Genomic DNA, 26,762 nt, shown 5'->3' with positions numbered 1-26,762 from the left:
CGGCTGCTCAGGAAAGCCCTGAGTGCGCCGTGATCACGGAACGGTGCGTCTCTCGGCGGAGGAAAGGGAGCGAAGTCCTCTTGCATGTTCTATGGCATACAACATAAGTTACCTACCGGTAGTATCGGTGTGCCCGAGAAAGGCCGGTGACGGCGTGAGCCCGCGCAAGAGCGACAGCCGGGAGCGGATGGTCGTCGGTACCGCCGCTCTGCTCGGTGAGTACGGCGTCGGCGCGACCAGTGTCGACCGGGTCCTGGCGCGCACCGGTGCCCCGCGCGGGTCGGTCTACCACCACTTCCCGGGCGGGCGTGCCCAGTTGATAAACGAGGCGGTGGCACTGGCCGGCGACTACGTCGCCGACCTCATCGACGCCGCGACGCGGGCCGACGACGTGACCGAGGCGATGGACGCGTTCTTCGCCCTGTGGCGGGACCGGCTCGTGGAGAGCGACTTCCGGGTCGGCTGCCCGATCGTGGCGGTGGCCGTCGAGACCAACGACGACGCCCCGCACCTCGCCCGCTCCGTCGCCGAGGTCTTCGCTCGCTGGCGGGACGCCTTGGCCGGCCTGTTTCTCCGCAACGGTCTGCCCGAGGCGCGCAGCAGGCGGCTGGCCGCCTTCGTCATCGCCGCGGTCGAGGGCGCCGTGATCATGTGCCGGGCCGAACACAGCACCGCGCCCCTGGACGACGCCGCCGCCGAGATCCACGACCTGCTGGTCCACGCCCTGCCCGACCGGTCCGACCCCGATCCCGGCCACGGCACCCGCCCGTGACCGCCCAGCCCGAGGGAGCCGTCATGCCCCAACTCGACCGCCAGGACAACGTCTTCGTCCTCGACCTCGGAGACGGCGAGAACCGTTTCCACCCCGACTGGATCGCCGCCGTCGACGCCGCGCTGGACGAGGTGGAGAAGGCGGACGGGCCGCGTGCCCTGGTGAGCACCGCGACGGGCAAGTTCTACTCCAACGGCCTCGATCTGGACTGGCTGTTTGCCCACGCCGACCAGCACCAGGACTACGTCGTCTCCGTGCACGGGCTGTTCGCCCGGCTGCTGACTCTGCCGGTGGTCACCGTGGCGGCGCTGCAGGGGCACACCTTCGCCGCCGGCGCCATGTTCTCCCTGGCCCACGACTTCCGGGTGATGCGCGCCGACCGGGGCTTCTGGTGTCTGCCCGAGGCCGACATCAACATCCCCTTCACGCCCGGCATGTCGGCCCTCATTCAGTCCCGCCTGACCCCGCGGACCGCGCACGAGGCCATGGTCACCGCCCGCCGCTACGGCGGCCAGGACGCCCTGGCCGCCGAGATCGTCGACCACGCCGTGGACGAAGATGCCGTACGGACCACGGCAGTCGGGATCGCGCAGGCCCAGGCCGCCAAGGCGGGCGATACTCGCGCGACGATCAGGACCCGCATGTACGCGCCGGTCCTCGCCGCACTGCGCGACACCGGTAACCCCCTCGGCTGAACCCGAACCCCGAGCACCACACAGCAAGGAGCACTCCCGTGTCCACGACCGACCTCACCGCCCTGTCCGGCCTGGAGTTGATGCGCTGGATACAGTCCGCGCCGCCGACCGAGGCCGACATCCCCTCCATCGGCAAGCTGCTCGGCATGCGGTTCGACGAGGTGGAGCACGGCCGTATCGTCATCTCGCTCGACACCCGCCCCGACTTCGCCAACCCCCTCGGCGCCGTCCACGGTGGCATCGCGGCCACCCTCCTGGACTCCGTCATGGCGTGCGCGGTGCACACGACCCTGCCCGCGGGTGTCGGCTACACGACCCTCGAACTGAAGGTCAACTACATCCGGGCCGCCCACACCGGCGGCCAGACGCTCACCGCGGAGGGGAACGTCGTCCACGCCGGCCGACGCACCGCCACGGCGGAGGGCAAGGTCGTGGACGACCAGGGGAAGCTGATCGCGCACGCCACCACGACCTGCCTCATCCTCGGACGAGACTGAGGAGCCCGCTGTCGTAGACGATCCGAATGGTGATCGTCAGGGCGGTGGCAGCGAGCAGGGCCAGGGCCTCGGACAGACGGGTCCGGGGTCTGGCAGCCCCAACCCCGCTGCAGGTACCGGAGCAACGGGATGTCGTCGGGGATCGTGGCCCGTTCGGTGTGGCTGTCGTCGAATAACTCGGGTGCGGCCGAAGGCACTTGCGCATAGGGTTCCGCGCGCAGGGCTGCCACGGCGCCCTGGCGGCAGCAGTCGGCCAGCGGATCGGAGATGTGCAAGGAATGACTTCTCAATTGTTCGCGCTCTGCTTCGATGCGAGCCATCCGCTCCGGCTCGCACAGTTCTGGTCCGGGCTCCTGGGGTGGGAGATGACCGACGATCCGCACGACGGCGTCGCGCTTCTGCCCAGTGACGACACCGGGTTCCGTATCCGTTTTGTGCCGACCGAGGAGCGGAAGGTCGGCCAGAACCGGATGCACTTCGACCTGACGAGCACATCCCTGGAGGGCCAGCAGCAGACCGTGGCCGACGCGCTGAAACTCGGCGGGCGGCACATCGACGTCGGCCAGCGCCCGGAGGAGGGGCATGTGGTGCTCGCCGACCCCGACGGCAACGAGTTCTGCGTCATCGAGCCGGGCAACAACTTCCTCGCGGACTGCGGCTTCATCGGAGCGCTGGCCTGCGACGGTTCGCAGGAGGTCGGATACTTCTGGAGCGAAGCGCTGAGGTGGCCGCTGGTCTGGGATCAGGACCAGGAGACCGCGATCCGCTCGCCGCACGGCGGTCCGAAGATCACGTGGGGTGGTCCGCCCGTCGCCCCGAAGACGGGGAGGAACCGGCTGCATTTCGACCTCGCTCCACCGGCCGACAGCGATCAGAAGACGGAGGTCGACCGCCTCGTCTCCCTCGGGGCGACCCGAGTCGACTCCGGCCAGGGCGAGACCGGTCGGGTGGAGATGCTCGATCCCGACGGCAACGAGTTCTGTGTGCTGACACCCCGGTAGCGGGGCCGGTGCTCGCCGACAGTGAGCGCGGTGTGCTGCCGTCGAAGGCGATGCCGAGGGCGCTCGCGGGGTGAACTCGGCGGCGGTTGCAATGGTGTTGGCCATCATGCTCGGAGATGGCTTGACGGGCCGCCGCCACCATCAGTTCGTAGTTGCGGCGGGAGTCGGCGCGCAGAATCCCCTCCACCGAGTTCGCCGTCCAGACCGTCGCCGTGCGCTACGCCGCGGTCGCCGTACTGGCCTCCCGTAACTGGCCAGGGTCGTCGACGAGTTGGGCCGCACAAGTCAAAGACGTGTTGCTACGCGGACCAGGTCGGCGACTGCGCGAAGTCGGCTCTGCGGTGGCCATGCGATCACCGTCGTCACGGGCGGAGCATCCACCACCGGCACGGCGGCGAGGTCGCTGCGCAGGTCGGTGGCGGCGGACTCGGGCACGATCACGGTGGTGCGGCCGAGCGCGATGAGTTGGAAGAGCTGTGTCAGGTTCCGTACCTCTGCCCCTGATCCCTCCGGGTAGGTGCCGCCGGGATCGGGCCAGCGGGCCATCGGGAGTTCCGGCAGTGCGGTGACTTCGGCCAACCGGATCTGGGAGCGGCCGGCAAGTGGGTGAGAGCTGGGCAGAATCGCCAACTGCCCCTCGGTGTACAGGATTTCGGTGTCGAGTCCGACCGTCGAATCGAACGGCAAGTGCAGCAGAGCCACGTCGGCTTGACCGGCCTGCAGCAGTTTCTGGTGCTGATGCGCCTCGCAGAGCAACAGATCCACGGTGGCTGCGCCGGGCTCCGCGCGGTAGGCGTCGAGCAGTTTGGCCAACAACTCGCCGGCGGTGCCGGACTTGACGGCGAGAACGAGACGGGGGCGCCTTTGCGCAGCTTGCTGGGTACGTCGCTCGGCTGCGGCCACCGCGCTGAGGATCGCGCGCGCCTCCGACAGCAGTACGGCCCCGGCTTCGGTGAGGGTGACCTTGCGGCTGGTGCGCTCCAGCAGGGTGACCCCGAGCTGTCGTTCGAGCCGGGCGATGGCGCGGGACAGGGGCGGCTGGGCCATCTCCAGACGCTCGGCGGCCTTGCCGAAGTGCAGTTCCTCGGCGATGGCGACGAAGTACCGCAGCTCGCGTATTTCCATGCAGGCACGGTAACCGCGGCCGGGGGTCGATCGATATCGCTCGGGTCGAAAGCTGCTTCTCGATTGATTGGTCACGCTTGGCCATTTCGGGATGAGTGTCCGGGATGGATCAAGGAATGGTTTCGGCGACTCGTGCTGCCCGGATCCTGGGGGTGTCGACGCGGACGCTGCGCAGGTACACGGCTTCCGGTGTGCTGGCCGACCGTCGGTCTCCGGGCGGGAAGCGCATCTTCTCTGTGGTGGGGTTGGAGGCGCTGCGAGCTGAGGCCGGAAGGCTGCCGGACGTTGACGGCGTGGTGCTGTACGGGCGTGTGTCGTCGCAGCGGCAGCGGGCCGAGGGCGACCTTGACAGGCAGATGTCCCGGCTGCGGAAGGCGGCTGCTGGTCGTCTGGTGGTCGGGGAGTTCTCCGACGTCGCCTCGGGGCTTTCGGACCAGCGCCGAGGGCTGCGTAGGGCGTTGACGATGTGTCAGCGGCCGGAGGTGTCGGTGCTTCTGGTCGAGCACGAGGAGCGCCTGGCCCGGTTCGGCACCGGGGTCATGCGGGATGTGATGCTCCCTGCCTTCGGCGTGACGCTGGAAGTCGCACGTACGGACGAGGGCCTGGACGCTTCGCAGGAGTCGGAGCTGGTGCGGGACATGCTCGCGGTGGTCACCTCGTTGTCCGGCAGGTGGTACGGGCAGCGGTCGGCGAAAGCGCGGGCCTCACCCAGTGCATCAAGTCGACCATCGCCCAGCCGGACGTGTAGGACATACTTGGCCAACGATGAGGTGACTTGCTCGATATGAGAGGAGGTCAGCGAGTGGCACGTAAGCGGAAGAACAAGCACCTTCGTGTGCTCGCTGCCCCCTTCACCGTTGCCGCGCCGTCCGGTGCACGGATACGGGACCGGCTGCACGTCACCGAGGCCGATGCCGAGGTACTGACGCGGGTCGGCAGGCACCTGGGCTGTCTCCAGCGGGCCGATCTCGCCCGTCGTGTCGAGATCGGGAAGGTGCCGGCGAGGGACAACCAGCGAGCCGACCGTAAGCGCGGCCTGACCAAGCAGTCGTCGTCGCGCATGGCCGGGGCCATGACGAGGGCGAGCGAGGACCAGTACCAGCTGGCGGTGCGGTGCCTGTACGACGACGCAGCCAGTCTACGCAAAGCGGTCCGCACCATCACCCAACGGCTGGACGCTCCCTGCGGGGGACGTAAGGGCAAGGTCCGCGGCTACCGGGACCAGGCCGAGCGGTTCCAAAAGCAGCGCCGCCTCCAAGTCCTCAAGGTCCGCCTCGCGGCGGTAGAGCAGCGCATCCAGGACGGCCGTCCAAGCATCACGGTCGGCAGCCGTCGTCTGGCGAAGGCACGGCACAACCTCCAAGACGCCCAGCTCACCGAGCAGCAGTGGCGCGAGCAGTGGGACGCTGCCCGACTCTTCCTCACCGCCGACGGCGAGTCCGGCGCCCCACACGGCAACTACACCATCAGCGTCGACCCGGCCGATAGCCTGGTGACGCTCGTCCTCCCGGAGCCGCTGCGGAACCTGGCCAACGCCCCGCGGGGACGGTTCCGGCTCGCGTGCACCGTGACGTTCTCCCACCGCCGGCAGGAGTGGCTCGACCGCGCCAGCGCGAACCGTGCCGTCAGGTACGACATCACCTTCGACCCGAAGCGTGGCCGCTGGTACCTGGACGCATCATGGTCGGCCGACAAGGCAGCCCTGCCGACGCCCGAGGAGATCTGCGAGTTCGGCGAGCGCACGCTCGGCATCGACCTGAACGCCGACCACGTGGCGGCCTGGGTGCTCGACCCGCACGGCAACCCCATCGGCGCCCCGATCACGATCCCGCTCGACCTCACCGGCCCCGCTTCGCAGCGTGACGGCCGCCTTCGCGAGGCGATCAGCCAGCTCCTGGCCATCGCCCGCGAGCACGGTTGCGCGGGGATCGTGGTGGAGAACCTCGGCTTCGATGACGCACGATCGACCGGCCGGGAAACCATGGGCCGCGGTAAGCGAGGTAAGACGTTCCGCCGCACCGTCGCCGGCATCCCCACCGCACGCTTTCGGGAACGACTGCGCGCAATGGCCTTCCATGCCAGCCTCGTCGTGATCGCGGTCGATCCGGCTTACACCAGCATCTGGGGCGAGAGGTACTGGAAGACCCCGCTCCAGCAGCAGAACCAGCAGCCCACGGTCACTCGGCACCATGGTGCCGCAGTGGCTATCGGCAGGCGTGGCCTGGGACACAGAATTCGGCGTCGGCCAAGTGTGACCGCCAGCGACCAGAGGATCGCTCGACGGAGAGCTACTGGCCAGACCGTATTCGTTGCCATGCCACGCAGGGCCACGAGCCCACCCAGGACAGCGGGCACGCCAAACGGAGGCGGCAAGACCCGACGGTGCCAAGGTGACCAGCTCGTGCTGTTCCCCGACCTCGAAGACCGTTCGCAAGGTCACCGGATCACCGATCCGGTTTGCATTGATTCGGCCAACAGTGGCCAATCACGATAGGAACGGTATTGCTGCACTACCGAGATGGTGTTGGTGCCAGGTCGCGGCGCGGCCATGCTCGCTGTCATGAGCGAGAAGACAATCGCGCTGGTCACCGGCGCGAACAAGGGAATCGGGTACGAGATCGCGGCCGGGCTGGGCGCATTGGGCTGGAGCGTCGGTGTCGGCGCTCGAGATGAGCAGCGCGGGAAGGATGCCGTGGCGAAACTGCGCGCGGCGGGTGTCGACGCGTTCGGCGTGCCCTTGGACGTGACCGAAGACGAGAGCGTGATCGCCGCGGTGCGGCTGGTCGAGGAGCGAGTGGGACGCCTTGACGTGCTGGTCAACAACGCCGGCATCGCGGGCGGTTGGCCGGAGGAGCCCACGACCATCGACGTCGAGACCGTGCGGCGGCTGGTGGAGACGAACGTCATCGGCGTCATCCGGGTCACCAACGCGATGCTGCCGTTGCTGCGCCGGTCGGCGCACCCGCGGATCGTCAACCAGTCCAGTCATGTCGGCTCTCTGGCCCTGCAGACCACGCCCGGCGTCGACCTCGGAGGGATCAGCGGGGCGTACGCGCCGACGAAGACCTACCTCAACGCCGTCACCATCCAGTACGCCAAGGAGCTGAGCGACACCAACATCCTGATCAACAACGCCTGTCCCGGCTACGTGGCCACCGACCTCAATGGTTTCAGCGGTACGCAGACCCCTGAGGAGGGTGCGGTGATCGCCATCCGGTTGGCGACACTGCCGGACGACGGCCCCAGCGGCAGGCTGTTCGACGACAGTGGCGTCGTGCCGTGGTGACTTCCTCGCCCCCGCGGGTGGCCGTGGACGCCGGTGGGGCGGCGTACGCCGACGCGGTGTCGGGGGTACGCCGCCCTCGGGCGGGACGAGTTGCGGGAGGCGGCCCGCGCGGTCATGGCGGTTACTTCGGGTCGCTGTTGAACTTTGCGGCCGACCAGAAGTAGCCGAGCACCGCGAGGCCCAGGCACCAGGCGATGGCGAGCCAGCCGTTGTGGCCGATCTCGGTGCCGAGCAGCAGGCCGCGCAGGGTCTCGATGGCCGGGGTGAACGGCTGGTACTCGGCGATCGGCCGGAACCATCCCGGCATCGTGTCGGCCGGGATGAAGGCGCTGGAGATGAGCGGCAGGAGGATCAGCGGCTGGGCACTGTTGGCGGCTGCTTCGGCGTTCGGGCTGGCCAGGCCCATGCCGACGGCGATCCAGGTGAGCGCCAGGGCGAAGAGGGCGAGCAGCCCGAACGCGGCCAGCCATTCCAGGGCGGTGGCGTCGGTGGAGCGGAAGCCGATGGCCACGGCGACGGCGCCGACGAGGACCACGCTCATCACGCACTGCAGCACGCTGCCGATGACGTGTCCGATGAGTACGGAGCCGCGGTGGATGGCCATGGTGCGGAAGCGGGCGATGATGCCCTCGTTCATGTCGGTGGCGACGGACACCGCGGCCCCGATCACGGTGCCGCCGATGGTCATCATCAGGATGCCCGGGACGATGTAGGCGATGTAGTCGGAGCGGTCGGTGCCGCCGATGCCCGCGCTCATCACGTCGCCGAAGATGTAGACGAACAGCAGCAACAGCATGACCGGGGTGAGCAGCAGGTTCAGGGTGAGCGAGGGGTAGCGGCGGGCGTGCAGCAGGTTGCGCCGCAGCATCGTCTTCGAGTCGCGTACGGCGAGGGAGAGGGCGCTCATCGGGCAGACTCCTTGGGCTGGTTGGGGACGTTGCCGGGCCCGGTGAGGGCGAAGAACACGTCGTCGAGGTCGGGGGTGTGCACGGTCAGTTCGTCGGCTTCGATGCCTGCGGCGTCCAGCCAGTCGAGGAGGGAGCGCAGTTCGCGCTGGCTGCCGTCGCTGGGGATGTGCAGGGCCAGCGCCTCGTCGTCCCGGGTCACCTCACGTAGCGCGGAGGCGGCGGACCGGTAGGCGGCGGGGTCGGTGAAGCGGAGCCGGATGTGTCCGCCGGGGATGAGCCGCTTGAGCTCCTCGGCGGTGCCTTCGGCGGCGATCCTGCCGTTGTTGAGCACTGCGATGCGGTCGGCGAGTTGGTCGGCCTCCTCCAGGTACTGGGTGGTGAGGAAGACGGTGGTGCCGCCGGTGACGAGTTCGCGGATGATCTGCCACATGTTGTGGCGGGAGCGGGGGTCGAGTCCGGTGGTGGGTTCGTCGAGGAAGATGATCCGCGGGTGGCCGACCAGGGTCATGGCGATGTCGAGGCGGCGTTTCATGCCGCCGGAGTAGGTGGAGGCGGGTTTCTGTGCGGCGTCCAGCAGGTCGAAGCGGGCCAGCAGTTCGGTGGTGACCCGGCGGCCCTCCGCGCGGGGGAGGTGGTGCAGGTCGGCCATGAGGAGCATGTTCTCCTCGCCGGTGATCAGGCCGTCGACGGCGGAGAACTGGCCGGTGACACCGATCGCGGCACGGACCGCCTGCGGGTCGGCGGCGAGGTCGTGGCCGCCGACGCGGATCTCGCCGGAGGCGGGGTCGGGGGAGATGAGGGTGGAGAGGATGTTGACGGCGGTGGTCTTGCCGGCGCCGTTCGGGCCGAGCAGGGAGAAGATCGTTCCCTCGGGGACGGCCAGGTCGATGCCGTCGAGCACGACCTTGTCGCCGTAGGACTTGCGCAGCCCGTGCGCCGCGATGGCCGGGGTGGTCATGAGGGGGCTCCTTCAGAAGCTGCGGATCAGGGGTTGCGGATCAGAGGCTTGTGGATCAGACGCTGCGGGCGGTGATGTCGCCGCGGGAGGTGGTGGCGCGGATGTCGAGTGCGGCGGTGCCGTCGTTCTTGAGGGCGTTGCTGACGCGGCCGTAGTCGGTGCCGGCGTCCAGGACGGCCGAGACGCCGGTGGCGGCGGTGACGGAGATGTCGCCGTCCTGGGTGCGGAGCACGACGGTGCCGCGCACGGCCTCGGCGATCCGGATGTCGCCCCGTGCGGTGCTGATCTCCGCAGGGCCGTTCAGGCGGCCGACCTCGACGTCGCCGTCGGTCGCGGTGAGGCGGATGCTCGCGGCCTCGTCGATCTTGATCTGGCGGTACGCGCCTTCGAAGGCGATGTCGCCGAGGCGTCCGACTCCCCGGAGTTCGGCGGCGGCCGCCTTCACCTCGACGCGGGAATCGGCGGGCAGTTGAACGGTTACCTCGACGGATCCGGAGTTGCCGAGGATCCGGTTCTGCGCCGCGGGGGCCGCGATGCGCAGGATGCCGTCGTCGTAGGCGACCTCGATCTGCTCCGCCGCCTTCACATCGCGGCTCTTCGAGGCGTCCGCGGGCAGGACCTCGACCACGGTGTCGGCCCGGTCGGCGGCGATGAACCGGATGCGGCCCGCGGGGATGTCCAGGACGGCGGAGACGGGGGCGGCGGTGTCGAACTTCTGCATCGTGCTCTCCTTCGATTCACTGTTTCGGATGAAGGAAAAGCTACGTTGCGTTCAAGGAACTGGCAACAAGTTCGTTGCGAGAAATGGCAGTCTATGCAGGTCAAGGCTAAGAAATCGTTGCAATGGTTTGAGATTTAATGCAACAGTGGTTACCTGTTGCGTTGCAATGGATTGAAAATGAACGCTATGCTGGCGGCGGCACCAGGGAGAGATGAAGGAGATCGCAATGCCGGGAGGCAGGCTCACCCAGCAGGAACGCCAGCAGATCGCGTCGGGGCTGGCCGACGGCCTCGCCTACGCGGAGATCGCCAGACGTCTCGACCGTCCGACCTCGACGATCACGCGTGAGGTGATGCGCAACGGCGGCCCCGCCGCCTACCGCGCCGACCTGGCCCACCACGCCACCGAACGCCGCGCCCACCGGCGCAGGCAGGCCGCGCCCCGGGGCGGGGTGGAGGCACCCGCGCAGGCTCATGGGCGCGACGCCGCCGCCGTGCGCGAGTACGAGGAGACGCTGGCCACCCTGTTCATTCAACAGGGCCTGCCCAAGATGATGTCCCGGGTGCTGACCTGTCTCTACACCACCGACGCGGGCAGCCTCACCGCGTCCGAACTCGTCCAGCGCCTTCAGGTCAGCCCGGCGTCCGTCTCCAAAGCGATCGCGTTCCTCGAGAACCTGGACCTCGTCCGCCGGGAACCGGGCGAGGGCCGCCGCGAGCGCTACGTCGTCGACGACGACGTCTGGTACCAGTCGATACTCGCCAGCGCCCGCTCAACCGCCCAACTCGCCGAGACCGCACGGCAGGGCGTCGGCATCCTCGGTTCCGGCACCCCGGCCGCCACCCGCCTGGAGAACATCGCCCGCTTCGTCGGCTTCGTCACCGAGAGCATGACCCGGGCCGCGGAACAGGCCCGCGAGGTCCTCCACACGAAACCCGAAACGCCCTCGGACGGCGCTGCCGAGCCGAGTTAGAGAGATTCACCGACCGGAGGGCAGTTTCGCGCTGATGGATCGAGCCACCTGCACCACCTTGTCGTCCGACACAGTGGCCGGCTTGGTCGAGGTGTCCGCCGTGGTCGCGAAGGACAGCACCCAGGCCCGGGCTCCCGAGTTCCACACGACGAAGGTGATGTGCTGCCGCGTCTGTACCTGATGGGCGGTTTCCCGAAAGGCCTGCCGGCCCAGGTCGCTCAGCGCGTCGACCCGCACGTCACGCATCCCGGCCGGGGCCGGGTGCGCGCTCAGGTCGTGGGCGGCGGACAGTTCGGTGGCGTAGGTGCGGGAGGCCGGGGTGAGGGAGAGCATCGACGTCCCGTCGGCGGCTGCGTAACCGCACACGTCCGGCGCGTCACCCTTGTCGGGGCTGACCTGGGCCGTGGGCCGGGCGTCGGTGATGAGCTGCTTGGCGGCGTCCGCGGTCAGGGCCGTGCACAGCTGGGACGGTGGCTGCGTCTTCACCGAACCGGCGGCGGGAGCGGTGGGTGCGTCGGCGGTCGAGGACGTGGAGTGGGTCGGGGTGCTGCAGGCGGTCAGCAGACCGAATGTGATCGCCGCGATCGAACCGGCGAAGGCAAGGGAGAAACGACGCACCATCATGGGATGAGGTCCTGTTGGTCGGGTGAATTCGGGGGGGCGAGCCAAGAGGCACCCCGCCGGTCGACGGGGTGCCTCAGGACCGGTCACGACCGGACGCGGTCACGACCAGGCAGGGTCACCAGACGTGGTACGTCCCGTAGTCGCTCACGCGCAGGTTGGTCGTCCAGCTGCCCCAGCGCTCGTTGGGGGACCAGGTGTACTGGTAGGCCCTGCCGTTCGGGTTGCTCGGGCTCGGCAGGCAGGACTTCCCGGTGGAGTGGTAGATGCCCTGGTAGACGCCCTGCGTCCAGCGGCGCTCCACGACCTGGATCGGCTGGGCGAACTGCCCCGGCCGCAGGTTGGTCGTGAAGGTGTACGAGGTGGTGGTGGAGCCGTTGCGCTCGTACGAGGGGGTGAGCTCGGCGAGCTGGCTCAAGGCCTTGTTGAGGGCACCCGGCAGCTTGAGCTTGAGGCCGGCCGACCACTTCCAGCCCGTCGTCTTCGACTGCTGCCAGGCGTAGGAGCAGCTGGGAACGTTCCAGGGGCACTGGAAAGTGGGGCCCCGCCAGACCCAGTCCTGCCAGGTCTTGGACGCCTGCTGCACGCCCACCGACCGCGTCTTGTCGGGCGTCGACCAGTTGCCGGCGATATCGGCCTGGGAGCCGTCCGAGTTCTGCAGGCACACCGTGCCGGCCGCCGAGGCGGAGCCAGGGGCCGCGATCACCACCAGCGGGGCCAGCGCCAGTGCCGACAGCCCCATCCACTTGCCACCCATGGGGCTCTTCCTCCGTACGGCCACGGAATCCCCACCACGGCTGCCACCGTTGATCTTCACCCTTGTCTCCTCTGCGTCTTCGGCGCCATTCGGCCGAATCGAGTGAGCAGCTTCATGAACGTTCTTTGCACCGTGCGCGGCAGTGTGCGCCCGGCGTCCGGCACCGAGATTTGCTGCCGGGGAGTTGTTCGGACACCCGCCCCATGGGGCCAATCAATGGATTGCCCTGCATGTACGGAATCGTTCGACTGCCCGTCGCTCCTGCGTTGCGCATTTGTCGGCGCAGCGGCACGAATCAGGCCAGTAGGCTCCGGGGAACAGGCGCCGAACAGCAGCGGTGGCGAAGCATCCGGGAGTACTCGCCGACATGGACGGACGACCCAGCCACGAGCCCGGCATCCCTCGTATGTCGAGACACGACTGGTGGGGCATCGTGCTCGAAGCGCCCGATCCACGGGCGCTGGCCCGCTTCTACTCGAGGCTGCTGGGCTGGGAGATCGCCAAGGAGGACGAGGACGGGGCGGCCATCGCGCCGCCGGAGGGCGTGGCCTACATCGCCTTCCAGTTCTCGGACGGGTACGTCCCTCCGGTCTGGCCCGCCCAGGACGGCACTCAGCGGATCACGATGCACCTCGACTTCGAAGTCGTCGATCTGCAGGCGGCCGTGGCACACGCGCTCGAACTCGGCGCGCGGGAGGCCGGCCACCAGCCGCAGGAGAACGTCACAGTGATGCTCGACCCGGCCGGTCACCCGTTCTGTCTCTACGTGGACGGCAGCGGCAGCTAGCGGAGGAATTCCCCGGGCGATCGTTGGGCGTGGGGCTAGGTTGGCGTGCATGAAGAGGCGGGGGCGGAGCTATGGGTATGTGGGGCCCGCGGAGCTGAAGGCGTTCGTTCGGCCGGGGAGTGAGGGGTCGCGCATCTGCTCGGCGGCGGACTTCGAGCGGTGGGTTTCGGAGCGGTCCGCAGAGGACTTGGCCGAGCCGTTCACCTTTGTTGTCGACCTCGCTGGTGTGCTGCGGCTGGCGCCGCGCCGTAGCGAACACGTCGCGTGTTCCGGCGCGGAGCGGGTGCTGGGTGCCGGTGAGGTGCGTTTCCGCCGGGAGCCCGGACGGTGGGTGGTGGACGAGGTGAGCAACCACTCGACCGGTTACTGCCCGGATGCTGGCTCGTGGCCGGCCGTCTCGGAGGCCCTTGACCGGGCCGGTGTCCATCACCCGTCCGGATTCACTCACGAGGTGGTGTTCCGCCGATGCCCTTCCTGCGGGCAGCTCAACATCGTGCGGGAGAGCGACTGGTTCTGCGCCTGCTGTGACGAGGTACTGCCGCGGGAGTGGAACGTGGACGACGCGCGGGACTAGTCGGCGGCTTGTCGGGGAGCAGGGCGGGTCATGCGCCGTACGAGATCCTCCCAGGCCGTTTGCAGGCGCGTGGCGGTCATGCCGCGCTGTTGCAGCAGGTCATCGTCCCAGAGCCCGATCTCCAGGAACGTGAGCAGGGCGTAGGCGAGGCATTCGCGGTCCCCGTCCACGCCTCCCTCCTGCAGGAGTGCCGTCATGTGGCTGTGGAAGGCGCGGCCCAACTCCGAGCGGTGCCGGCGCTCGCCGAGCACGTGGCGGACGAGGGCGGCGCCCACGTCTTGGTCGTCGGCGGCGCGCTCCAGCAAGGTGCGTCCGAAGGCCAGGAGTCGATCCACGGCCGGGGCGCCCGGCCCCAGCGGGGGCGGACCCTCGGAGTAGGCCTCCTGGAACTCTGCCTCGGCGTCGCCGAGCAGAGCCAGCAGCAGGCCCTCGCGGTCACCGAACCGCCGGAAGAGCGTGCCCTTCCCCACGCCGGCGGCCCGCGCCACGGCCTCCATGGTCACCTGCTCGGCTCCCCGCTCGATCACCAGGCGGGCCGCCGCTTCCATGATGCGGGCCCGATTGCGGGCGGCATCCGCCCGCTCGGTGCAGGGATTTGCCGACGGGAGCGTCATGATTCGTTCCCGGCGAAGTTCTCCTTCTCGCTGTTCTCCTCCACGTGAGTCTGAACGGGGACCCGCTCGGCCAGGTTCCCCAAGTTCCCGTCCGATCGCACCGGCAGTTCGGCGGGCGACCCGCGCTACGACGGCATCGAGGCGCAGCTTGCTGCGGGACCGGGCATCGCGGTGCCCGCGATCACCCTCGACGGCGCGTTGAATCCGTTCACCCCGCCGGGCGACGGCACCAGCGCGTACCGTGCGAAGTCAGCGGCCCGTACGCCCACCGCACGCTGGAGGGCATCGGGCACAACGTGCCTCAGGAATCCCCGGAGGCGTTCGCCCAGGCCGTCCTGGACGTCGACCGCCTCTGACAGCTGACGGCCGCGCGAGTCCCGTCGCGTCGGCATCTCGTACGAAAGCAGGAGATGCACGTCATGGACATGAAACTCGAAGTCGTCGTGGTGCCGGTGGCCGACGTCGACCGTGCCAAGGGCTTCTACACGGGGTTGGGCTGGCGGCTCGACGCGGACGTCGCCACCGACGAGAACTTCCGGGTGGTGCAGGTGACACCGCCGGGCTCGCCGGCGTCGGTCATCTTCGGCACCTCGGTCACCTCCCAGACACCGGGCTCGGCTCAGGGCCTGCACCTGATCGTGGACGACATCAACGCCGCGCACGGGGAGTTGAAACGGCTCGGCGCCGAGCCGAGCGAGGTGTTCCACGACGCCGGCGGCGTCTTCCACCACGCCGGGACCGACGCGCGGGTGCCGGGTCCGGATCCGCAGCGCAGCAGCTACGGCTCATTCGTGTCGTTCAGCGACCCGGACGGCAACGGCTGGGTCCTGCAGGAGATCACCACCCGGCTCCCGGGCCGCCTGGATGCCGCGACCACGACGTTCGCCTCGGCCGAGGACCTGGCGGGCGCGCTGCGCCGCGCCGCCGCCGCGCACGGCGAGCACGAGAAGCGCATCGGTGCGGAGGACCCGGACTGGCCGGACTGGTACGCCGAGTACATGGTGCGCGAGCAGGCGGGTACCGAACTGCCGTCCTGAGCAAGGCGGCTGCTCGGTACGGCCCTGCACCCATCGTCAACGTCGGCTCGACGGCCGGACGGGTCGCCCGGCCCGGCAGCAGCGTCTGCGAGATGCTGGTTCGCGCCGGTGATCAGACGTGGTAGCCGCCGCGGGAGACGGACGGAGGGGCTACGACTACGGCAGGAAGGTCTGCGCCGTGCGGCCCTGTCTCACAGTGAGACAGTGACCATCGCCACCGACCGACACCCTGGAGGTGATTCTCCGAGGCAAGGGAGGCCAGGGATGGGGACGCGGTCATGGGGACATCGGGATCGGTTGTTGGTGTTCGGCGGACTCGGTGTCCTGGTGGCGGTGTGCGGAGCCGTCGCCGCGGCCGTCGGCGCCTCCGCCGGTTCCGGCTTGATGCTGTCGGGGACCGTGCTGGGCTGTTGGGAGGGGTTCGGGCTGTGGCTGCACGGCGCATACGGACGGAGTGCCCGCGAGGAGTGACCGTCCACGCGCCGTCCCGCCGTCAGCCGGTGTGCGGACCGAGCCGGATCCCGTACGCCGCGATCTTCCGGTAGATCGTCGCCCGGGAGATTCCCAGCGCCTTCGCGGCTTTCGCCTTGTCGTCACCGTGGCCGAGGAGGGCCTGGACGATCAGGTCACGCTCCGTGGACTCCCAGGCGGACAACGGGTGTTGGGCCTGGGACAGCACGGACGGCGGTAGGTCGCTCTCCTCGATCACCGAGCCCGTGCGATGCGCCTCGGCATATCGGAGCGAACCGGCGAGCTGGCGGACATTGCCCGGCCACGGAGCCCTGGACAGGGCCCGCAGCACGGCCTCCGTGCAGGTGGCGTCCCCACCCTGGCGGGCGATCAGGTTGCTCACGAGCGCCGGGATGTCGGTCGTACGATGCCGCAGTGGCGGCACCGTCACCTCGGCCCCGAAGCGTGCCCGTACGGGATCGACGTGGTCCGCGGCCTTCCGCTGCCCGCCCGCGCCGGGCAGCGTCGGCCCCTCGCGCGTGAGCAGCGCGGCCACCCAGCCGGACCGCCCCGCTGTGCTGCGCAACACGCCGTCGAGCTGCCCGGCCACCATGGCCGGCAGCAGTTCGAGATGGCGCAGCACCACCGTGCCCCGGTCCTCGGCCAGGTCCTGGAAGACGGCACCCAGCCAGGCGGCCGCCCCGCCGCGCACGTCGGCCGCGTCGTGCACGGCATACGGGGCGGTGGGTGCGACGTGCCGGTGCACGGCCCGTACGAGCTCCTGCTTGCCGGTGCCCGCCTCGCCGTCCACCAGCGTCCAGCGCCCCTGCCCGCAGTGCCGGATCAACTGCTGCACCACGCCCCGGAAGGCGGGGCTCGAACCGGCGATTCCCGGCAGCGGCGGCATCCTGGTCGCCGTGCGCGGTGCGGGCGCCTCCTGCTCCGCGACCAGCCGCAGTTCGATCAGATACGCGGCCGGGCTTCCCACGGATGTCCCGTCCGCCACCTCCCGGCCCCGCACTTGCACCGTCCGCCCGTCGCTCAGCACCAGACGTTGTTCGTGCAGCCCCGCCGGGTCCGCGGCCAGTTCCCGCAGCCGGCGGTGGTCGTCCGGGCCGAGCAGCTCCGTCGCGGCCGCGTCGGCGAGCAGCAGCCCGTCGGTGAGGGTGACCAGGGCCCGCCGAGATCGCTGACGTGACGTCAGGAAGGCGCGGAACGCCGCTCGTTCCCGCTCCGAGCCGATCTCCAGCAGCCGCTCCTCGATGTCGGCGGCGGCCTCCCTCACCAGCGCCATCATCAACGGCGAGGCCGTGTGCTGCCAGGAGGTCAGGTCGATCAGGCCGAGCACCCTGCCACTGGCCGGGTTGCGGATGGGCGCGGCCGCGCACGACACCCGCTGCAGCCGCTCGGAGAAGTGCTCCGAGCCGAAGACGTGTGCCGTGCGGCCGTCCTCGGCGGCGGTGCCGATGCCGTTCGTGCCGACGTACTCCTCGGCATAGCTGAAGCCCGGTGCCAGACAGATGTCGTCGAGGTGGCCGTGCAGAGCCTGGTCACCCGTCCGGCGCTCACGCACCCGGCCCTTGGAGTCGGTCAGGATCAGGGACGTCGGGGTGTCCTGGAGGGCGTCGGAGAGCCGGTCGAGGACCGGGCGTGCGGCCGTGACCAGCCGGGAGTGGGGGTCGAAGTCGGCGTTGTAGGGCGCCTCGATACGGTCCGCGTCCACGCCCCAGAAGCGAGAGCGCTGCCACGAGTCGAGAATGGGTGCCCGCACCTCGGAGGACGGGACGGCGGCCCCTTCCAGGAACAGGTTTCGGGCACGGACCGGGTTGAGGTGCGGGAACGGGCGGTCCGGGCCGAGCGGGGAGACAGGCGGAGACGGCCTCGTCCCGTCGAGAGGGTGCGCGGATTCCAGGGGTTCCATCGGCTCTGTGCCTTCCGCCGTGCGACGACGCCGCTGGTCGTGCGACGACGCTCCGGGTTCCGGTAGTGCCAGCACGTTAAGTCCGGCCGACGGGCGCAGGCCATACCTGCGTGGTGACCCGTGTCTCAACTTGAGACGACGGGCCGTCGCAACCACCCCCACGATGGGCGACGCCCGGTCACAGACGGCAGTGCGCCGCCGGTTCCGCCGGGATCACCGCCGAGTCAGCCGGAGGAGCATCACCCGTGAGCCGACAGAGCCTGAGCAAGGCGCACAAGAAGATCACCGAGTTGTCGTGGGAGCCGACGTTCGCAACGCCGGCCGACCGCTTCGCAACCGACTACCGCTTCGACAAGGCCCCCAAGAAGGACCCGCTCAAGCAGGTCCTGCGCTCCTACTTCCCGATGGAGGAGGAGAAGGACAACCGGGTCTACGGCGCGATGGACGGCGCCATCCGCGGCAACATGTTCCGCCAGGTCCAGCAGCGCTGGATGGAGTGGCAGAAACTGTTCCTTTCCATCATCCCGTTCCCCGAGATCAGCGCGGCCCGCGCGATGCCGATGGCGATCGGCGCGGTGCCCAACCCGCAGCTGCACAACGGGCTCGCCGTCCAGATGATCGACGAGGTGCGTCACTCGACGATCCAGATGAACCTCAAGCGCCTCTACATGAACCACTACATCGACCCCGCCGGGTTCGACATCTCCGAGAAGGCGTTCGCCAACTGCTACGCCGGCACCATCGGCCGCCAGTTCGGCGAGGGGTTCATCACCGGCGACGCGATCACGGCCGCCAACGTCTATCTGACGCTGGTCGCCGAGACCGCGTTCACCAACACCCTGTTCGTGGCGATGCCCGCCGAGGCCGCCGCCAACGGCGACTACCTGCTGCCCACCGTCTTCCACTCGGTGCAGTCGGACGAGTCCCGCCACATCTCCAACGGCTACTCGATCCTGCTGATGGCCCTCGCCGACGAGGACAACCGCCAGCTCCTGGAGCGCGACCTGCGCTACGCCTGGTGGAACAACCACTGCGTCGTCGACGCCGCCATCGGCACCTTCATCGAGTACGGCTCCAAGGACCGCCGCAAGGACCGGGAGTCCTACGCCGAGATGTGGCGGCGCTGGATCTACGACGACTACTACCGGTCGTACCTGATCCCGCTGGAGAAGTACGGCCTGAAGATCCCGCACGACCTCGTCGAGGAGGCCTGGAAGCGCATCTGGGACCAGGGCTACGTCCACAAGGTCGCCCAGTTCTTCGCCACCGGCTGGCCCGTCAACTTCTGGCGCATCGACGGGATGACGGACGAGGACTTCGAGTGGTTCGAGTCCAAGTACCCGGGCTGGTACGACGAGTACGGCGCCTGGTGGGAGGCGTACAACCGGATGCGGCACCCGGGCCGGAACAAGCCGATCGCCTTCGAGGACGTCGGCTACCAGTACCCGCACCGCTGCTGGAGCTGCATGGTGCCCTGCCTGATCCGGCAGGACATGGTGGTCGACAAGGTCGACGGGCAGTGGCGCACGTACTGCTCGGAGACCTGCGCGTGGACCGACACCACCGCGTTCCGGCCCGAGTACGAGGGCCGCGCCACGCCGTCGATGGGCCGACTGACCGGCAAGCGCGAGTGGGAGACGCTCTACCACGGCCAGGACCTCGCCGACATCGTCCAGGACCTCGGCTACGTCCGCGACGACGGCAAGACCCTGATCCCGCAGCCGCACCTCGACCTCGACGACCCGAAGAAGCTGTGGACGCTCGACGACGTCCGGGGCAACACCTTCGTCAGCCCCAACATCACGCTCAACGAGATGTCCGACGAGGAGCGCGAGGCGCACGTCGCGGACTACCGCGGCCGCACCAACATCACCCCGTCGGCGATCTGACGGTCCCGCGCGAGGGGCGGCGACAACTCCGTCGCGGGGTCGCCGCCCCGGAAAGGGCTGGTCCTTGTGGGCGACAAGCACCGCATCCGATTCGAACCGGTCGGCATCGAGATCGAGGCCGACGAGGAGGAGACCGTCCTGGACGCCGCGTTCCGCCAGGGCGTCCAGCTCATGCACGGCTGCAAGGAGGGCCAGTGCTCGTCCTGCAAGTCCTTCCTGCTGGACGGCGACCAGCAGATGGAGCGCTACTCCACCTTCGCGCTGGCCGACTACGAGAGCGAGGAGGGCTACGTCCTGCTGTGCCGGGCACACGCCTACGGCGACCTCACCGTCGAACTCATCAACTACGACGAGGAGATGCTGCTCAGCGGTATCCCGCCACGTGAGGTGCGCACGACCGTCGCCGCCGTCGAGCCGATGACGCACGACATCGTCCGTCTCACGCTCGATCCCGGGGACGAACTCCCCTACCGCACCGGACAGTACGTCGACATCCGGGTACCCGGAACCGAGCACTGGCGTTCCTTCTCCATGGCTCAACTTCCCGGCGGCACGCTGGAGTTCCTCATCAAGCGCTACCCCGGCGGCCTGTTCTCCGGCCTCCTCGACGGCACCCTGCGCCCCGGCGACCCGCTGACGGTCAAGGGCCCGTACGGCACCTGCGTCATGCGCGACGCCCCCGACCGCGACCTCATCCTGCTCGCGGGCGGCGCCGGCATGGCACCGATCCTGGCCCAGCTGCGCGGCCTCGCCGCCACCGGCAGCATCCGTCGCACCCGCTTCTACTACGGGGCGCGCACCGAGCGGGACCTGTTCGCCCTCGACGAGATCGCCGAACTCGGCAGTCGCCTCCCGGACTTCGCCTTCGTACCCGCCCTGTCCGAGGACCCGTCGGGCTCGTACGAACAAGGCCTGATCACCGACGTCGTCGACCGGCACGAGGGCGACCTGTCGACCGCCGACGCCTACCTGTGCGGCCCGCCGCCCATGTGTGACGCCGCACTCGACCTGCTCACCGGCAAGGGCATGCCCGAGGAGCGGATCTTCCTGGACAAGTTCACCACTTCCACCGACACCTGACCCGACCGTCGCGAGGAGCCGTACGCATGACCACGCAAGCCGACAAGCCGGTCAAGGCCGAACGCAGCTTCCCCAAGCCTCAGTTCACCGACGCGGAGGCGGGAGCGCTCGTCTTCCCGAGCTCCACCAGCCGCACCTTCTCCTACTACAAGCCGCAGAAGCTGCGAGCCACGATGTACGAGGACGTCACCTTCGACGTCCAGCCCGACCCCGAACGCCACCTGACGCAGGGCTGGATCTACGGCTTCGCCGACGGCTCCTCCGGCTACCCGCAGGACTGGACGGCCCTGAAGTCGTCCGACTGGCACCGCTTCCTCGACCCCAACGAGGAGTGGGAGCAGACCATCTACCGCAACAACGCCAACGTCGTACGGCAGGTCCAGCAGAACCTGGCCAACGCCCGCAAGGCGGAGGCGTACGGGCAGTGGACCCGCTCGTGGACCCAGTTCGTCGAACGGCACGTCGGCGCGTGGATGCACGCCGAACAGGGGCTGGGCATGCACGTGTTCGTGGCGATCCAGCGCTCCGCACCCACCAACATGATCAACAACGCGTTGGCGGTGAACGGCGCGCACAAGCTGCGCTTCGCACAGGACCTGGCGCTGTACAACCTCGACATCGAGGAGCAGCTCCAGGGCTTCGACGGCTCCGCCCACCGCGAGGTGTGGCAGTCGGACCCGGCCTGGCAGGGCGTGCGCGAGAACGTCGAGCGGCTCACCGCCGTGCAGGACTGGGCCGAGAGCCTGTTCGCGACGAACCTCGTCTTCGAGCCCCTCGTCGGTGAGTTGTTCCGCAGCCACCTCGTCCTGCAGATCGCCGCTCGCAACGGCGACTACACCACCCCCAGTGTGATGGGCGCCGGCGAGAACGACTACGACCGCGACCTGCGCTACACCCGAGCCCTGTTCACCCTGCTGCTCGGCGACGACAGCCACGGCCCCGGCAACAAGCAGGTCGTCCAGGAGTGGCTGGAGCGCTGGGTCCCGGTCAGCCTCGACGCGGCGCGCCGGCTGCAGCCGCTGTGGTCGCAGCCCGCGGAGAAGCCCGTCCGCTTCGAGGACAGCCTCGACCGCGCCAAGGAGCGCTTCGCCCGCCTGATCGAGGACCTGGGCCTTCGGGCGCCCGCCGACCGCACCAGCGAGAGGACCGCGAAGTGACCAGTACCGCACCCCAGCCGTTCCACGCGGACCGCACCTCGTCGAACAAGTGCGGCGTGACCCTGATGAACAACCAGAACGGCCACGTCGTCGCCGATGTCATGCGCGGCAAGGAGCACGTCACCGTCACCGACTACCCGTCGATGATCCGCGTGGACGGCGAACGCGTCCTCACCTTCGACTTCGACGAGATCTCCAAGGCCCTCGGCTTCGACTTCGACCAGGCCGACTTCGAGGAGATCATGTCCACCCACTACGGCCGCATGGTCCACCTCGACGACCGCACGATGCTCTTCGCCAACCCCGAGGACGCCGCCGAGTACATCGACTTCGACCTGAGTCCGGTCGACTGACGCCCCGAGGAGCACGCATGTACCGCAAGGACGGCGTCGACTACTTCATCGTCGACGGACACATCCACTTCTGGGACGCGAGCGAGGCCAACACCGCCAACAAGTACGGCGAGGGCTTCATCCGCTGCTTCTACGACTACCAGCGCAACCTCAGCCCCGAGGAGTGGGTGTGGCCGCTGGAGAAGTTCCGCAAGTACAGCGAACGCGACCTGATCCACGACCTGTTCGACACCGGCTACGTGGACGTCGGGATCTTTCAGCCCACGTACCTCAACGAGTTCTACCGCAGGGGCTTCAACACCACCGAACGCAACGGCGAGTTGGCCCGCAAGCACCCCGACCGGCTGATCGCCAACGGCTCCTTCGACCCGCGCGAGGGCGAGGCCGGCCTGGAGCGGCTGCGGAAGCTGGCCACCGAGTGGCAGCTGCGCGGCGTCAAGCTCTACACCGCCGAGTGGCGCGGCTCGTCCAAGGGGTGGAAGCTGTCCGACCCCGAGGCACACGACTACCTGGCGCTCTGCCAGGAGCTCGGCATCCGCAACATCCACGTCCACAAGGGCCCCACCATCTGGCCGTTGAACCGGGACGCGTTCGACGTCGCCGACATCGACGACGCGTCCACCGCCTTCCCCGGCCTGAACTTCATCGTGGAGCACTCCGGACTCCCACGCCTGGAGGACTTCTGCTGGATCGCCACCCAGGAACCCAACGTGTACGCGGGCCTGTCGGTGGTCATGCCCTTCATCCACACCCGGCCGCGCTACTTCGCCCAGATCATCGGCGAGTTGCTGTACTGGCTGGACGAGGACCGGATCGTGTTCGGCAGCGACTACGCGATCTGGAGCCCGAAATGGCTGATCGAGAAGTTCGTCGACTTCCAGATCCCCGAAGACCTCCAGAGCGAGTACGGCACGCTCACCACCGACGTCAAGCGCAAGATCCTCGGGCTCAACCACGCGCGACTGTACGACCTGAAGGTCCCCGAGAGCGCGGCACAGTCAGCGGTGCCGGCATGACCGCCGTCGCCGAGGCGGTCGACCGCGTGACCGCCGTCAACGCGGCGTTGGCGGCGGTGCTCGACCCCGAACTCGACCGGCCCATCACCGACTTGGGGTTCGTACGGGCCGTCAGCGTCGGCGCGGACGGCTCCGTGGAGGCCAGACTGCGGCTGCCCACCTACTTCTGCGCCCCCAACTTCGCCTGGCTGATGGTGGAGGACGCCCGTCGCGCGCTGGCCGCGCTGGCCTGGGCGGGCGAGTGCACGGTGGTTCTGGAGGACCACTTCGCCTCGGACGAGATCAACCAGGGCGTGGGCTGCGGGCGGTCGTTCGCCGAGGCGTTCCCCGGGCTCGCCGACGCCGACCAGATGGCGGAGCTGCGGGCCGTCTTCCTGCGCAAGGGCCATCTGGCCGCCCAGGCCGGACTCGGCAAGCGGCTTCTCGAACGCGGCTGGACCTTCCGGCAGTTGGCGGATGCGGTCGTCGGCGATCTGCCGGAACGCCTCACGGTGACGCTGCGCCGTCGGCGCACCCTGCTGGGCCTGCCCGCGGACGCTGCGGCGCCACTGTTCCTCGACGACGAGGGGCACGCCGTGCCGGCGGTGGGTCTGGAGCGGCATCTGCTGCGGGGGCGTACCGCCGGAGTCGGCATCGGCACCAACACCGAGCTGTGCGAAGGGCTGTTGGCGACCCGCTACGGGCCCGGATCCCGGAAGGAGGAGAGCGCATGAAAGCCGTACGCCTGCATGGCTACGACCGTCGGCCGGAACTGGACGAGGTGTCCGAGCCGGTGCTGTCGGGGCCGCTCGACGTGATCGTGAAGATCGGCGGCGCCGGAGTGTGCCGCACCGACCTGCACATCATCGAGGGCCAGTGGCAGGCCAAGAGCGGTGTCACCCTGCCGTACGTCCAGGGCCACGAGAACGCCGGCTGGATCGCGGAGGTCGGCTCCGCCGTCACCGGCCTGTCCCCGGGCGACCCGGTGATCCTGCATCCGCTGGCCACCTGCGGGCTGTGCGCCGCCTGCCGGCGCGGTGACGACGTGCACTGCACGGCGAGCGCCTTCCCCGGCATCGACTCCGACGGCGGCTTCGCCGAGTATCTGCGCACCAACGCCCGCGCGGTCGTCCCGCTCGACCCCGGGCTCGCCCCGGCCGACGTGGCGGCGCTGGCCGACGCGGGCCTGACGGCGTACCACGCGGCGAAGAAGGCGGCCCGCAGGCTTCCGCCGGGTGCCAGGGCCGTGGTGATCGGTGCGGGCGGGCTCGGGCACGTCGGTATCCAGGTGCTGCGGGCGCTGACCCCGGCCGAGCTGATCGTCGTCGACCGGTCGGCGGAGGCGCTGAAGCTGGCCGAGCAGCTCGGCGCGCACCACACCGTCGTCGCCGACGGCGGCCAGGTCCAGCAGGTCGCGGACCTGACGGATGGTCAGGGAGCCGAGGCAGTCCTCGACTTCGTCGGCGAGGGCGGTGCGCTGGAAGACGGCGTACGAATGCTGCGACGGGCCGGCGACTACTACGTCATCGGCTACGGCGGCACCCTGTCCGTGCCGACCATCGACATCATCTCCACCGAGATCAACTTCGTGGGCAACCTGGTCGGCTCCTACACCGACCTGGTGGAACTGATGGACCTCGCCGCGCGCGGCCTGGTCACCCTGCACACGGTCACCTACCCCCTGGCCGACTTCGGCCGGGCCCTGGACGACCTGGACCAGGGCCGGGTGCGCGGGCGCGCCGTGCTCGTGCCCTGAGCCGCGCCTCCCCGTACAGGTGGCGGCGGCCGCTCCGTGGACCCGTACACGAGGGTCGGCGCACCACGGATGCCCGCACTCCCGGCCGCCGCCACCGCCTCCTTCTCTTCCGAACGCCCTTTGGACAGACCAGCCTTGAAGGGACGACACCGCCATGGCGAAGGAACTGCGTTTCAATGCCGAAGCGCGCGCACTGCTGGAGAGCGGGGTGAACGCACTGGCCGACGCGGTGCGCGTCACCCTGGGCCCGAAGGGTCGCAACGCGGTCCTGGAGAAGCTGACCGGACCACCCACCATCACCAACGACGGCGTCACCATCGCCCGCGAGATCCAGCTGAAGAACCCCTTCGCCAACATGGGTGCCCAGCTCGTGAAGGAGGTGGCCACCCGCACCAACGGGGACGTCGGCGACGGCACGACAACCGCGACCGTGCTCGCCCAGGCGATCGTCCGCGAGGGACTCAAGTCCGTCAACGAGGGCGCCAACCCCGTGCTGTTGAAGAACGGCATCGAGGCCGCCGTGGCCGCCGCCGTCGACTCACTCACCGCCCAGTCACGGCCGGTACGCACCGACGACGAACTCGTGCGCGTGGCAGCCCTGTCCGCCAACAACGACCCGGCCATCGGCGAGGCCATCGCCCAGGCCGTGGCCCGCGTCGGCCGCACCGGCGTCGTCACCGTGGAGGAGTCGTCGGCATTCGGGCTGAGCGTCGAGTACGCGGAGGGGCTGGAGTTCGACAACGGGTGGCTCTCCCCGTACATGGTCACCGACCAGGGACGCATGGAGACGGTGCTGGAGAACCCGTACCTGCTGTACTGCGACACGAAGATCAGCAAGGTGCAGGACCTGATGCCGATCCTGGAGCAGGTGACGCGCACCGGCTCCCCGCTGGTCGTCGTGGCGGAGAACGTGGACGGGCCCGCGCTCGGCATGCTCGTCACCAACGCGGCGCACGGCACGTTCCGTTCACTCGCGGTGCGCGCCCCCGGTTTCGGCTTCCGGCGGATCGCCGAGCTGGAGGACATGGCGGCGCTGACCGGCGGGCGGGTGATCACGGGTACGGCCGGCCGCACCCTGGAGGGCGTCACCCTGGACGACCTGGGGCGCGCGGAGAAGGTCATCGCCACGGAGCGTTCCACCACGGTGCTCGGCGGGGCGGGCGGCGACGAGAGGGTCGCCGAGCGGATCGAGAACCTCAAGATCGAGCTGGAGCGGGCCACCAACGAGCACGACCAGGACAAGCTGAGCGAGCGCATCGCGAAGCTGTCCGGGGGCGTCGCCGTGATCCGCGTCGGCGCGGCCAGCGGCGTCGAGCTCAAGGAGAAGCAGATGCGGCTGGAGGACTCGCTCGCCGCGACCCGGGCGGCGGCCGAGGAAGGGATCGTGGCCGGCGGGGGTGCGGCGTTGCTGCACGCTCGTGCGGACGTCGCCGCGCTTGAACTCCCCGGCGACGAGGTCGCGTTGGGCCGCGCCATCGTCGCCAAGGCGCTCGCCGAACCGCTGCGATGGATCGCCATCAACGCCGGGCTGGATCCGGACGAGGCGGAGGCGAAGGTCGCGGCGCTGCCGGTCGGGCATGGTCTGGACGCTTTGCGCGGTGACTACGACGACCTGCATCTGCGGGGAATCGTCGACCCGGTCAAGGTCACGCGTAGCGCTCTGCTGAGTGCCGCGTCGATTGCTGCGCTGCTGCTGACGACCGAGACGCTGGTCGTCGAGGAGGTCGTCGGGAATCCCGGTGCCATTTATTCGCCGGAGATCGGGGATTTGGCGGAGGGGCTGCCGCGGCCGTCCAACATTCCGTAGTGGTTGGTCGGCGTCGCGTCTGCGATGT

The 26,762-nt window shown here is 69.2% G+C and carries 28 protein-coding genes and 1 pseudogene; 21 read left to right on the top strand and 8 right to left on the bottom strand.

What is annotated here, in order from left to right; genetic code table 11:
• Positions 1–154: 154 nt before the first annotated feature.
• From ACFY1L_RS38315 to ACFY1L_RS38300, 4 genes are all read left to right on the top strand, one after another.
• Entirely contained in the window at positions 155–772 is a 618-nt protein-coding gene (locus tag ACFY1L_RS38315) for a TetR/AcrR family transcriptional regulator (RefSeq protein WP_388835156.1), read from the top strand.
• Positions 773–795: 23 nt separating this feature from the next.
• Positions 796–1,467, top strand: a complete 672-nt coding sequence (locus ACFY1L_RS38310) for an enoyl-CoA hydratase-related protein (RefSeq protein ID WP_388835153.1) — start codon at positions 796–798, stop codon at positions 1,465–1,467.
• Positions 1,468–1,505: 38 nt separating this feature from the next.
• A complete protein-coding gene (locus ACFY1L_RS38305; RefSeq protein WP_388835150.1) occupies positions 1,506–1,964 on the top strand; it encodes a PaaI family thioesterase in 459 nt (152 codons plus the stop codon).
• A gap of 278 nt (positions 1,965–2,242) precedes the next feature.
• Positions 2,243–2,965, top strand: a complete 723-nt coding sequence (locus ACFY1L_RS38300) for a VOC family protein (protein WP_388835147.1) — start codon at positions 2,243–2,245, stop codon at positions 2,963–2,965.
• A gap of 285 nt (positions 2,966–3,250) precedes the next feature.
• Here ACFY1L_RS38300 and ACFY1L_RS38295 read toward each other — a convergent pair whose 3' ends face one another.
• Positions 3,251–4,090 (bottom strand): LysR family transcriptional regulator, encoded by an 840-nt coding sequence (locus tag ACFY1L_RS38295; protein WP_388835145.1) that lies wholly within the window; start codon positions 4,088–4,090, stop codon positions 3,251–3,253.
• Positions 4,091–4,194: 104 nt separating this feature from the next.
• Between ACFY1L_RS38295 and ACFY1L_RS38290 the strand changes: the two genes are divergently transcribed.
• Genes ACFY1L_RS38290 through ACFY1L_RS38280 form a run of 3 tightly spaced genes read left to right on the top strand, consistent with a single transcriptional unit; the run spans position 4,195 to position 7,376 of the window.
• The gene (locus ACFY1L_RS38290; protein WP_388835600.1) at positions 4,195–4,878 is read left to right on the top strand and encodes an IS607 family transposase; all 684 of its coding nucleotides are present in this window, start codon (positions 4,195–4,197) and stop codon (positions 4,876–4,878) included.
• 47 nt (positions 4,879–4,925) lie between these two features.
• On the top strand, positions 4,926–6,584 hold the full coding sequence (locus tag ACFY1L_RS38285; protein WP_388835142.1) for a hypothetical protein: 1,659 nt from the start codon (positions 4,926–4,928) through the stop codon (positions 6,582–6,584).
• A 54-nt stretch (positions 6,585–6,638) separates the two neighbouring features.
• Positions 6,639–7,376: an SDR family oxidoreductase gene (locus ACFY1L_RS38280; RefSeq protein WP_388835139.1), complete on the top strand. Its 738-nt coding sequence runs from the start codon at positions 6,639–6,641 to the stop codon at positions 7,374–7,376.
• Positions 7,377–7,497: 121 nt separating this feature from the next.
• Here the strand turns inward: ACFY1L_RS38280 and ACFY1L_RS38275 are convergent, their stop codons facing one another.
• From ACFY1L_RS38275 to ACFY1L_RS38265, 3 genes are read right to left on the bottom strand one after another with little or no spacing between them, the layout of a single operon-like run.
• The gene (locus ACFY1L_RS38275; RefSeq protein WP_388835137.1) at positions 7,498–8,283 is read right to left on the bottom strand and encodes an ABC transporter permease; all 786 of its coding nucleotides are present in this window, start codon (positions 8,281–8,283) and stop codon (positions 7,498–7,500) included.
• Positions 8,280–9,242, bottom strand: a complete 963-nt coding sequence (locus ACFY1L_RS38270; protein ID WP_388835135.1) for an ATP-binding cassette domain-containing protein — start codon at positions 9,240–9,242, stop codon at positions 8,280–8,282. Before ACFY1L_RS38270 ends, ACFY1L_RS38275 begins: the two co-directional genes overlap by 4 nt.
• 55 nt (positions 9,243–9,297) lie before the next feature.
• Positions 9,298–9,963, bottom strand: coding sequence for a DUF4097 family beta strand repeat-containing protein (locus ACFY1L_RS38265; RefSeq protein WP_388835133.1), 666 nt, complete (start codon positions 9,961–9,963; stop codon positions 9,298–9,300).
• A 226-nt stretch (positions 9,964–10,189) separates the two neighbouring features.
• Between ACFY1L_RS38265 and ACFY1L_RS38260 the strand changes: the two genes are divergently transcribed.
• Positions 10,190–10,936 carry a helix-turn-helix domain-containing protein gene (locus tag ACFY1L_RS38260; protein ID WP_388835597.1) on the top strand — a complete coding sequence of 249 codons (747 nt, stop codon included), beginning with the start codon at positions 10,190–10,192 and terminating at the stop codon, positions 10,934–10,936.
• 6 nt (positions 10,937–10,942) lie between these two features.
• On the opposite strand, the gene ACFY1L_RS38255 is transcribed toward ACFY1L_RS38260, so the two are convergent.
• Positions 10,943–11,560 carry a hypothetical protein gene (locus ACFY1L_RS38255; protein ID WP_388835131.1) on the bottom strand — a complete coding sequence of 206 codons (618 nt, stop codon included), beginning with the start codon at positions 11,558–11,560 and terminating at the stop codon, positions 10,943–10,945.
• Positions 11,561–11,675: 115 nt separating this feature from the next.
• Positions 11,676–12,374: a hypothetical protein gene (locus ACFY1L_RS38250; protein ID WP_388835129.1), complete on the bottom strand. Its 699-nt coding sequence runs from the start codon at positions 12,372–12,374 to the stop codon at positions 11,676–11,678.
• 307 nt (positions 12,375–12,681) lie between these two features.
• On the opposite strand from ACFY1L_RS38250, the gene ACFY1L_RS38245 reads away from it, so the two are divergent.
• Together ACFY1L_RS38245 and ACFY1L_RS38240 are read left to right on the top strand one after the other, a co-directional pair.
• Positions 12,682–13,101: a VOC family protein gene (locus tag ACFY1L_RS38245; RefSeq protein WP_388835126.1), complete on the top strand. Its 420-nt coding sequence runs from the start codon at positions 12,682–12,684 to the stop codon at positions 13,099–13,101.
• Positions 13,102–13,150: 49 nt separating this feature from the next.
• Positions 13,151–13,675 (top strand): hypothetical protein, encoded by a 525-nt coding sequence (locus ACFY1L_RS38240; protein WP_388835124.1) that lies wholly within the window; start codon positions 13,151–13,153, stop codon positions 13,673–13,675.
• Here ACFY1L_RS38240 and ACFY1L_RS38235 read toward each other — a convergent pair.
• On the bottom strand, positions 13,672–14,289 hold the full coding sequence (locus ACFY1L_RS38235; protein WP_388835121.1) for a TetR/AcrR family transcriptional regulator: 618 nt from the start codon (positions 14,287–14,289) through the stop codon (positions 13,672–13,674). The two genes, ACFY1L_RS38240 and ACFY1L_RS38235, sit on opposite strands and share 4 nt — an antisense overlap.
• A gap of 96 nt (positions 14,290–14,385) precedes the next feature.
• On the opposite strand from ACFY1L_RS38235, the pseudogene ACFY1L_RS38230 reads away from it, so the two are divergent.
• The 3 genes and pseudogenes from ACFY1L_RS38230 to ACFY1L_RS38220 all read left to right on the top strand — a co-directional run.
• A pseudogene (locus ACFY1L_RS38230) lies at positions 14,386–14,645 on the top strand (alpha/beta hydrolase); the annotation flags it as partial.
• A 63-nt stretch (positions 14,646–14,708) separates the two neighbouring features.
• On the top strand, positions 14,709–15,326 hold the full coding sequence (locus ACFY1L_RS38225; RefSeq protein WP_388835119.1) for a VOC family protein: 618 nt from the start codon (positions 14,709–14,711) through the stop codon (positions 15,324–15,326).
• 264 nt (positions 15,327–15,590) lie between these two features.
• Positions 15,591–15,797, top strand: coding sequence for a hypothetical protein (locus ACFY1L_RS38220; RefSeq protein ID WP_388835116.1), 207 nt, complete (start codon positions 15,591–15,593; stop codon positions 15,795–15,797).
• Between the two features lie 22 nt (positions 15,798–15,819).
• Here ACFY1L_RS38220 and ACFY1L_RS38215 read toward each other — a convergent pair whose 3' ends face one another.
• Positions 15,820–17,697, bottom strand: coding sequence for a sigma-54-dependent Fis family transcriptional regulator (locus ACFY1L_RS38215; RefSeq protein ID WP_388835114.1), 1,878 nt, complete (start codon positions 17,695–17,697; stop codon positions 15,820–15,822).
• Positions 17,698–17,942: 245 nt separating this feature from the next.
• On the opposite strand from ACFY1L_RS38215, the gene ACFY1L_RS38210 reads away from it, so the two are divergent.
• From ACFY1L_RS38210 to groL, 8 genes are all read left to right on the top strand, one after another.
• Positions 17,943–19,586 carry a methane monooxygenase gene (locus ACFY1L_RS38210; protein ID WP_388835110.1) on the top strand — a complete coding sequence of 548 codons (1,644 nt, stop codon included), beginning with the start codon at positions 17,943–17,945 and terminating at the stop codon, positions 19,584–19,586.
• 66 nt (positions 19,587–19,652) lie between these two features.
• The gene (locus ACFY1L_RS38205) at positions 19,653–20,666 is read left to right on the top strand and encodes an FAD-binding oxidoreductase (RefSeq protein ID WP_388835107.1); all 1,014 of its coding nucleotides are present in this window, start codon (positions 19,653–19,655) and stop codon (positions 20,664–20,666) included.
• Between the two features lie 26 nt (positions 20,667–20,692).
• A complete protein-coding gene (locus ACFY1L_RS38200) occupies positions 20,693–21,823 on the top strand; it encodes an aromatic/alkene monooxygenase hydroxylase subunit beta (RefSeq protein WP_388835104.1) in 1,131 nt (376 codons plus the stop codon).
• Positions 21,820–22,176 (top strand): propane 2-monooxygenase effector subunit MimD, encoded by a 357-nt coding sequence (mimD, locus tag ACFY1L_RS38195; protein ID WP_361255310.1) that lies wholly within the window; start codon positions 21,820–21,822, stop codon positions 22,174–22,176. Before ACFY1L_RS38200 ends, mimD begins: the two co-directional genes overlap by 4 nt.
• A 17-nt stretch (positions 22,177–22,193) precedes the next feature.
• Positions 22,194–23,192: an amidohydrolase family protein gene (locus tag ACFY1L_RS38190; RefSeq protein ID WP_388835101.1), complete on the top strand. Its 999-nt coding sequence runs from the start codon at positions 22,194–22,196 to the stop codon at positions 23,190–23,192.
• Positions 23,189–23,905, top strand: coding sequence for an iron-sulfur cluster assembly protein (locus tag ACFY1L_RS38185; RefSeq protein WP_388835098.1), 717 nt, complete (start codon positions 23,189–23,191; stop codon positions 23,903–23,905). The genes ACFY1L_RS38190 and ACFY1L_RS38185 overlap by 4 nt, the downstream gene beginning before the upstream one ends.
• Positions 23,902–24,927, top strand: a complete 1,026-nt coding sequence (locus tag ACFY1L_RS38180; protein WP_388835095.1) for an NAD(P)-dependent alcohol dehydrogenase — start codon at positions 23,902–23,904, stop codon at positions 24,925–24,927. Before ACFY1L_RS38185 ends, ACFY1L_RS38180 begins: the two co-directional genes overlap by 4 nt.
• Positions 24,928–25,081: 154 nt before the next feature.
• Positions 25,082–26,734: a chaperonin GroEL gene (gene groL, locus ACFY1L_RS38175; protein WP_388835093.1), complete on the top strand. Its 1,653-nt coding sequence runs from the start codon at positions 25,082–25,084 to the stop codon at positions 26,732–26,734.
• The last annotated feature ends 28 nt before the right edge of the window (positions 26,735–26,762 follow it).

It is taken from the genome of Streptomyces sp. NPDC001663, assembly GCF_042893105.1.
Taxonomy (GTDB): Bacteria; Actinomycetota; Actinomycetes; order Streptomycetales; family Streptomycetaceae; genus Streptomyces.
This window is presented reverse-complemented; position numbering and strand designations above follow the sequence as displayed.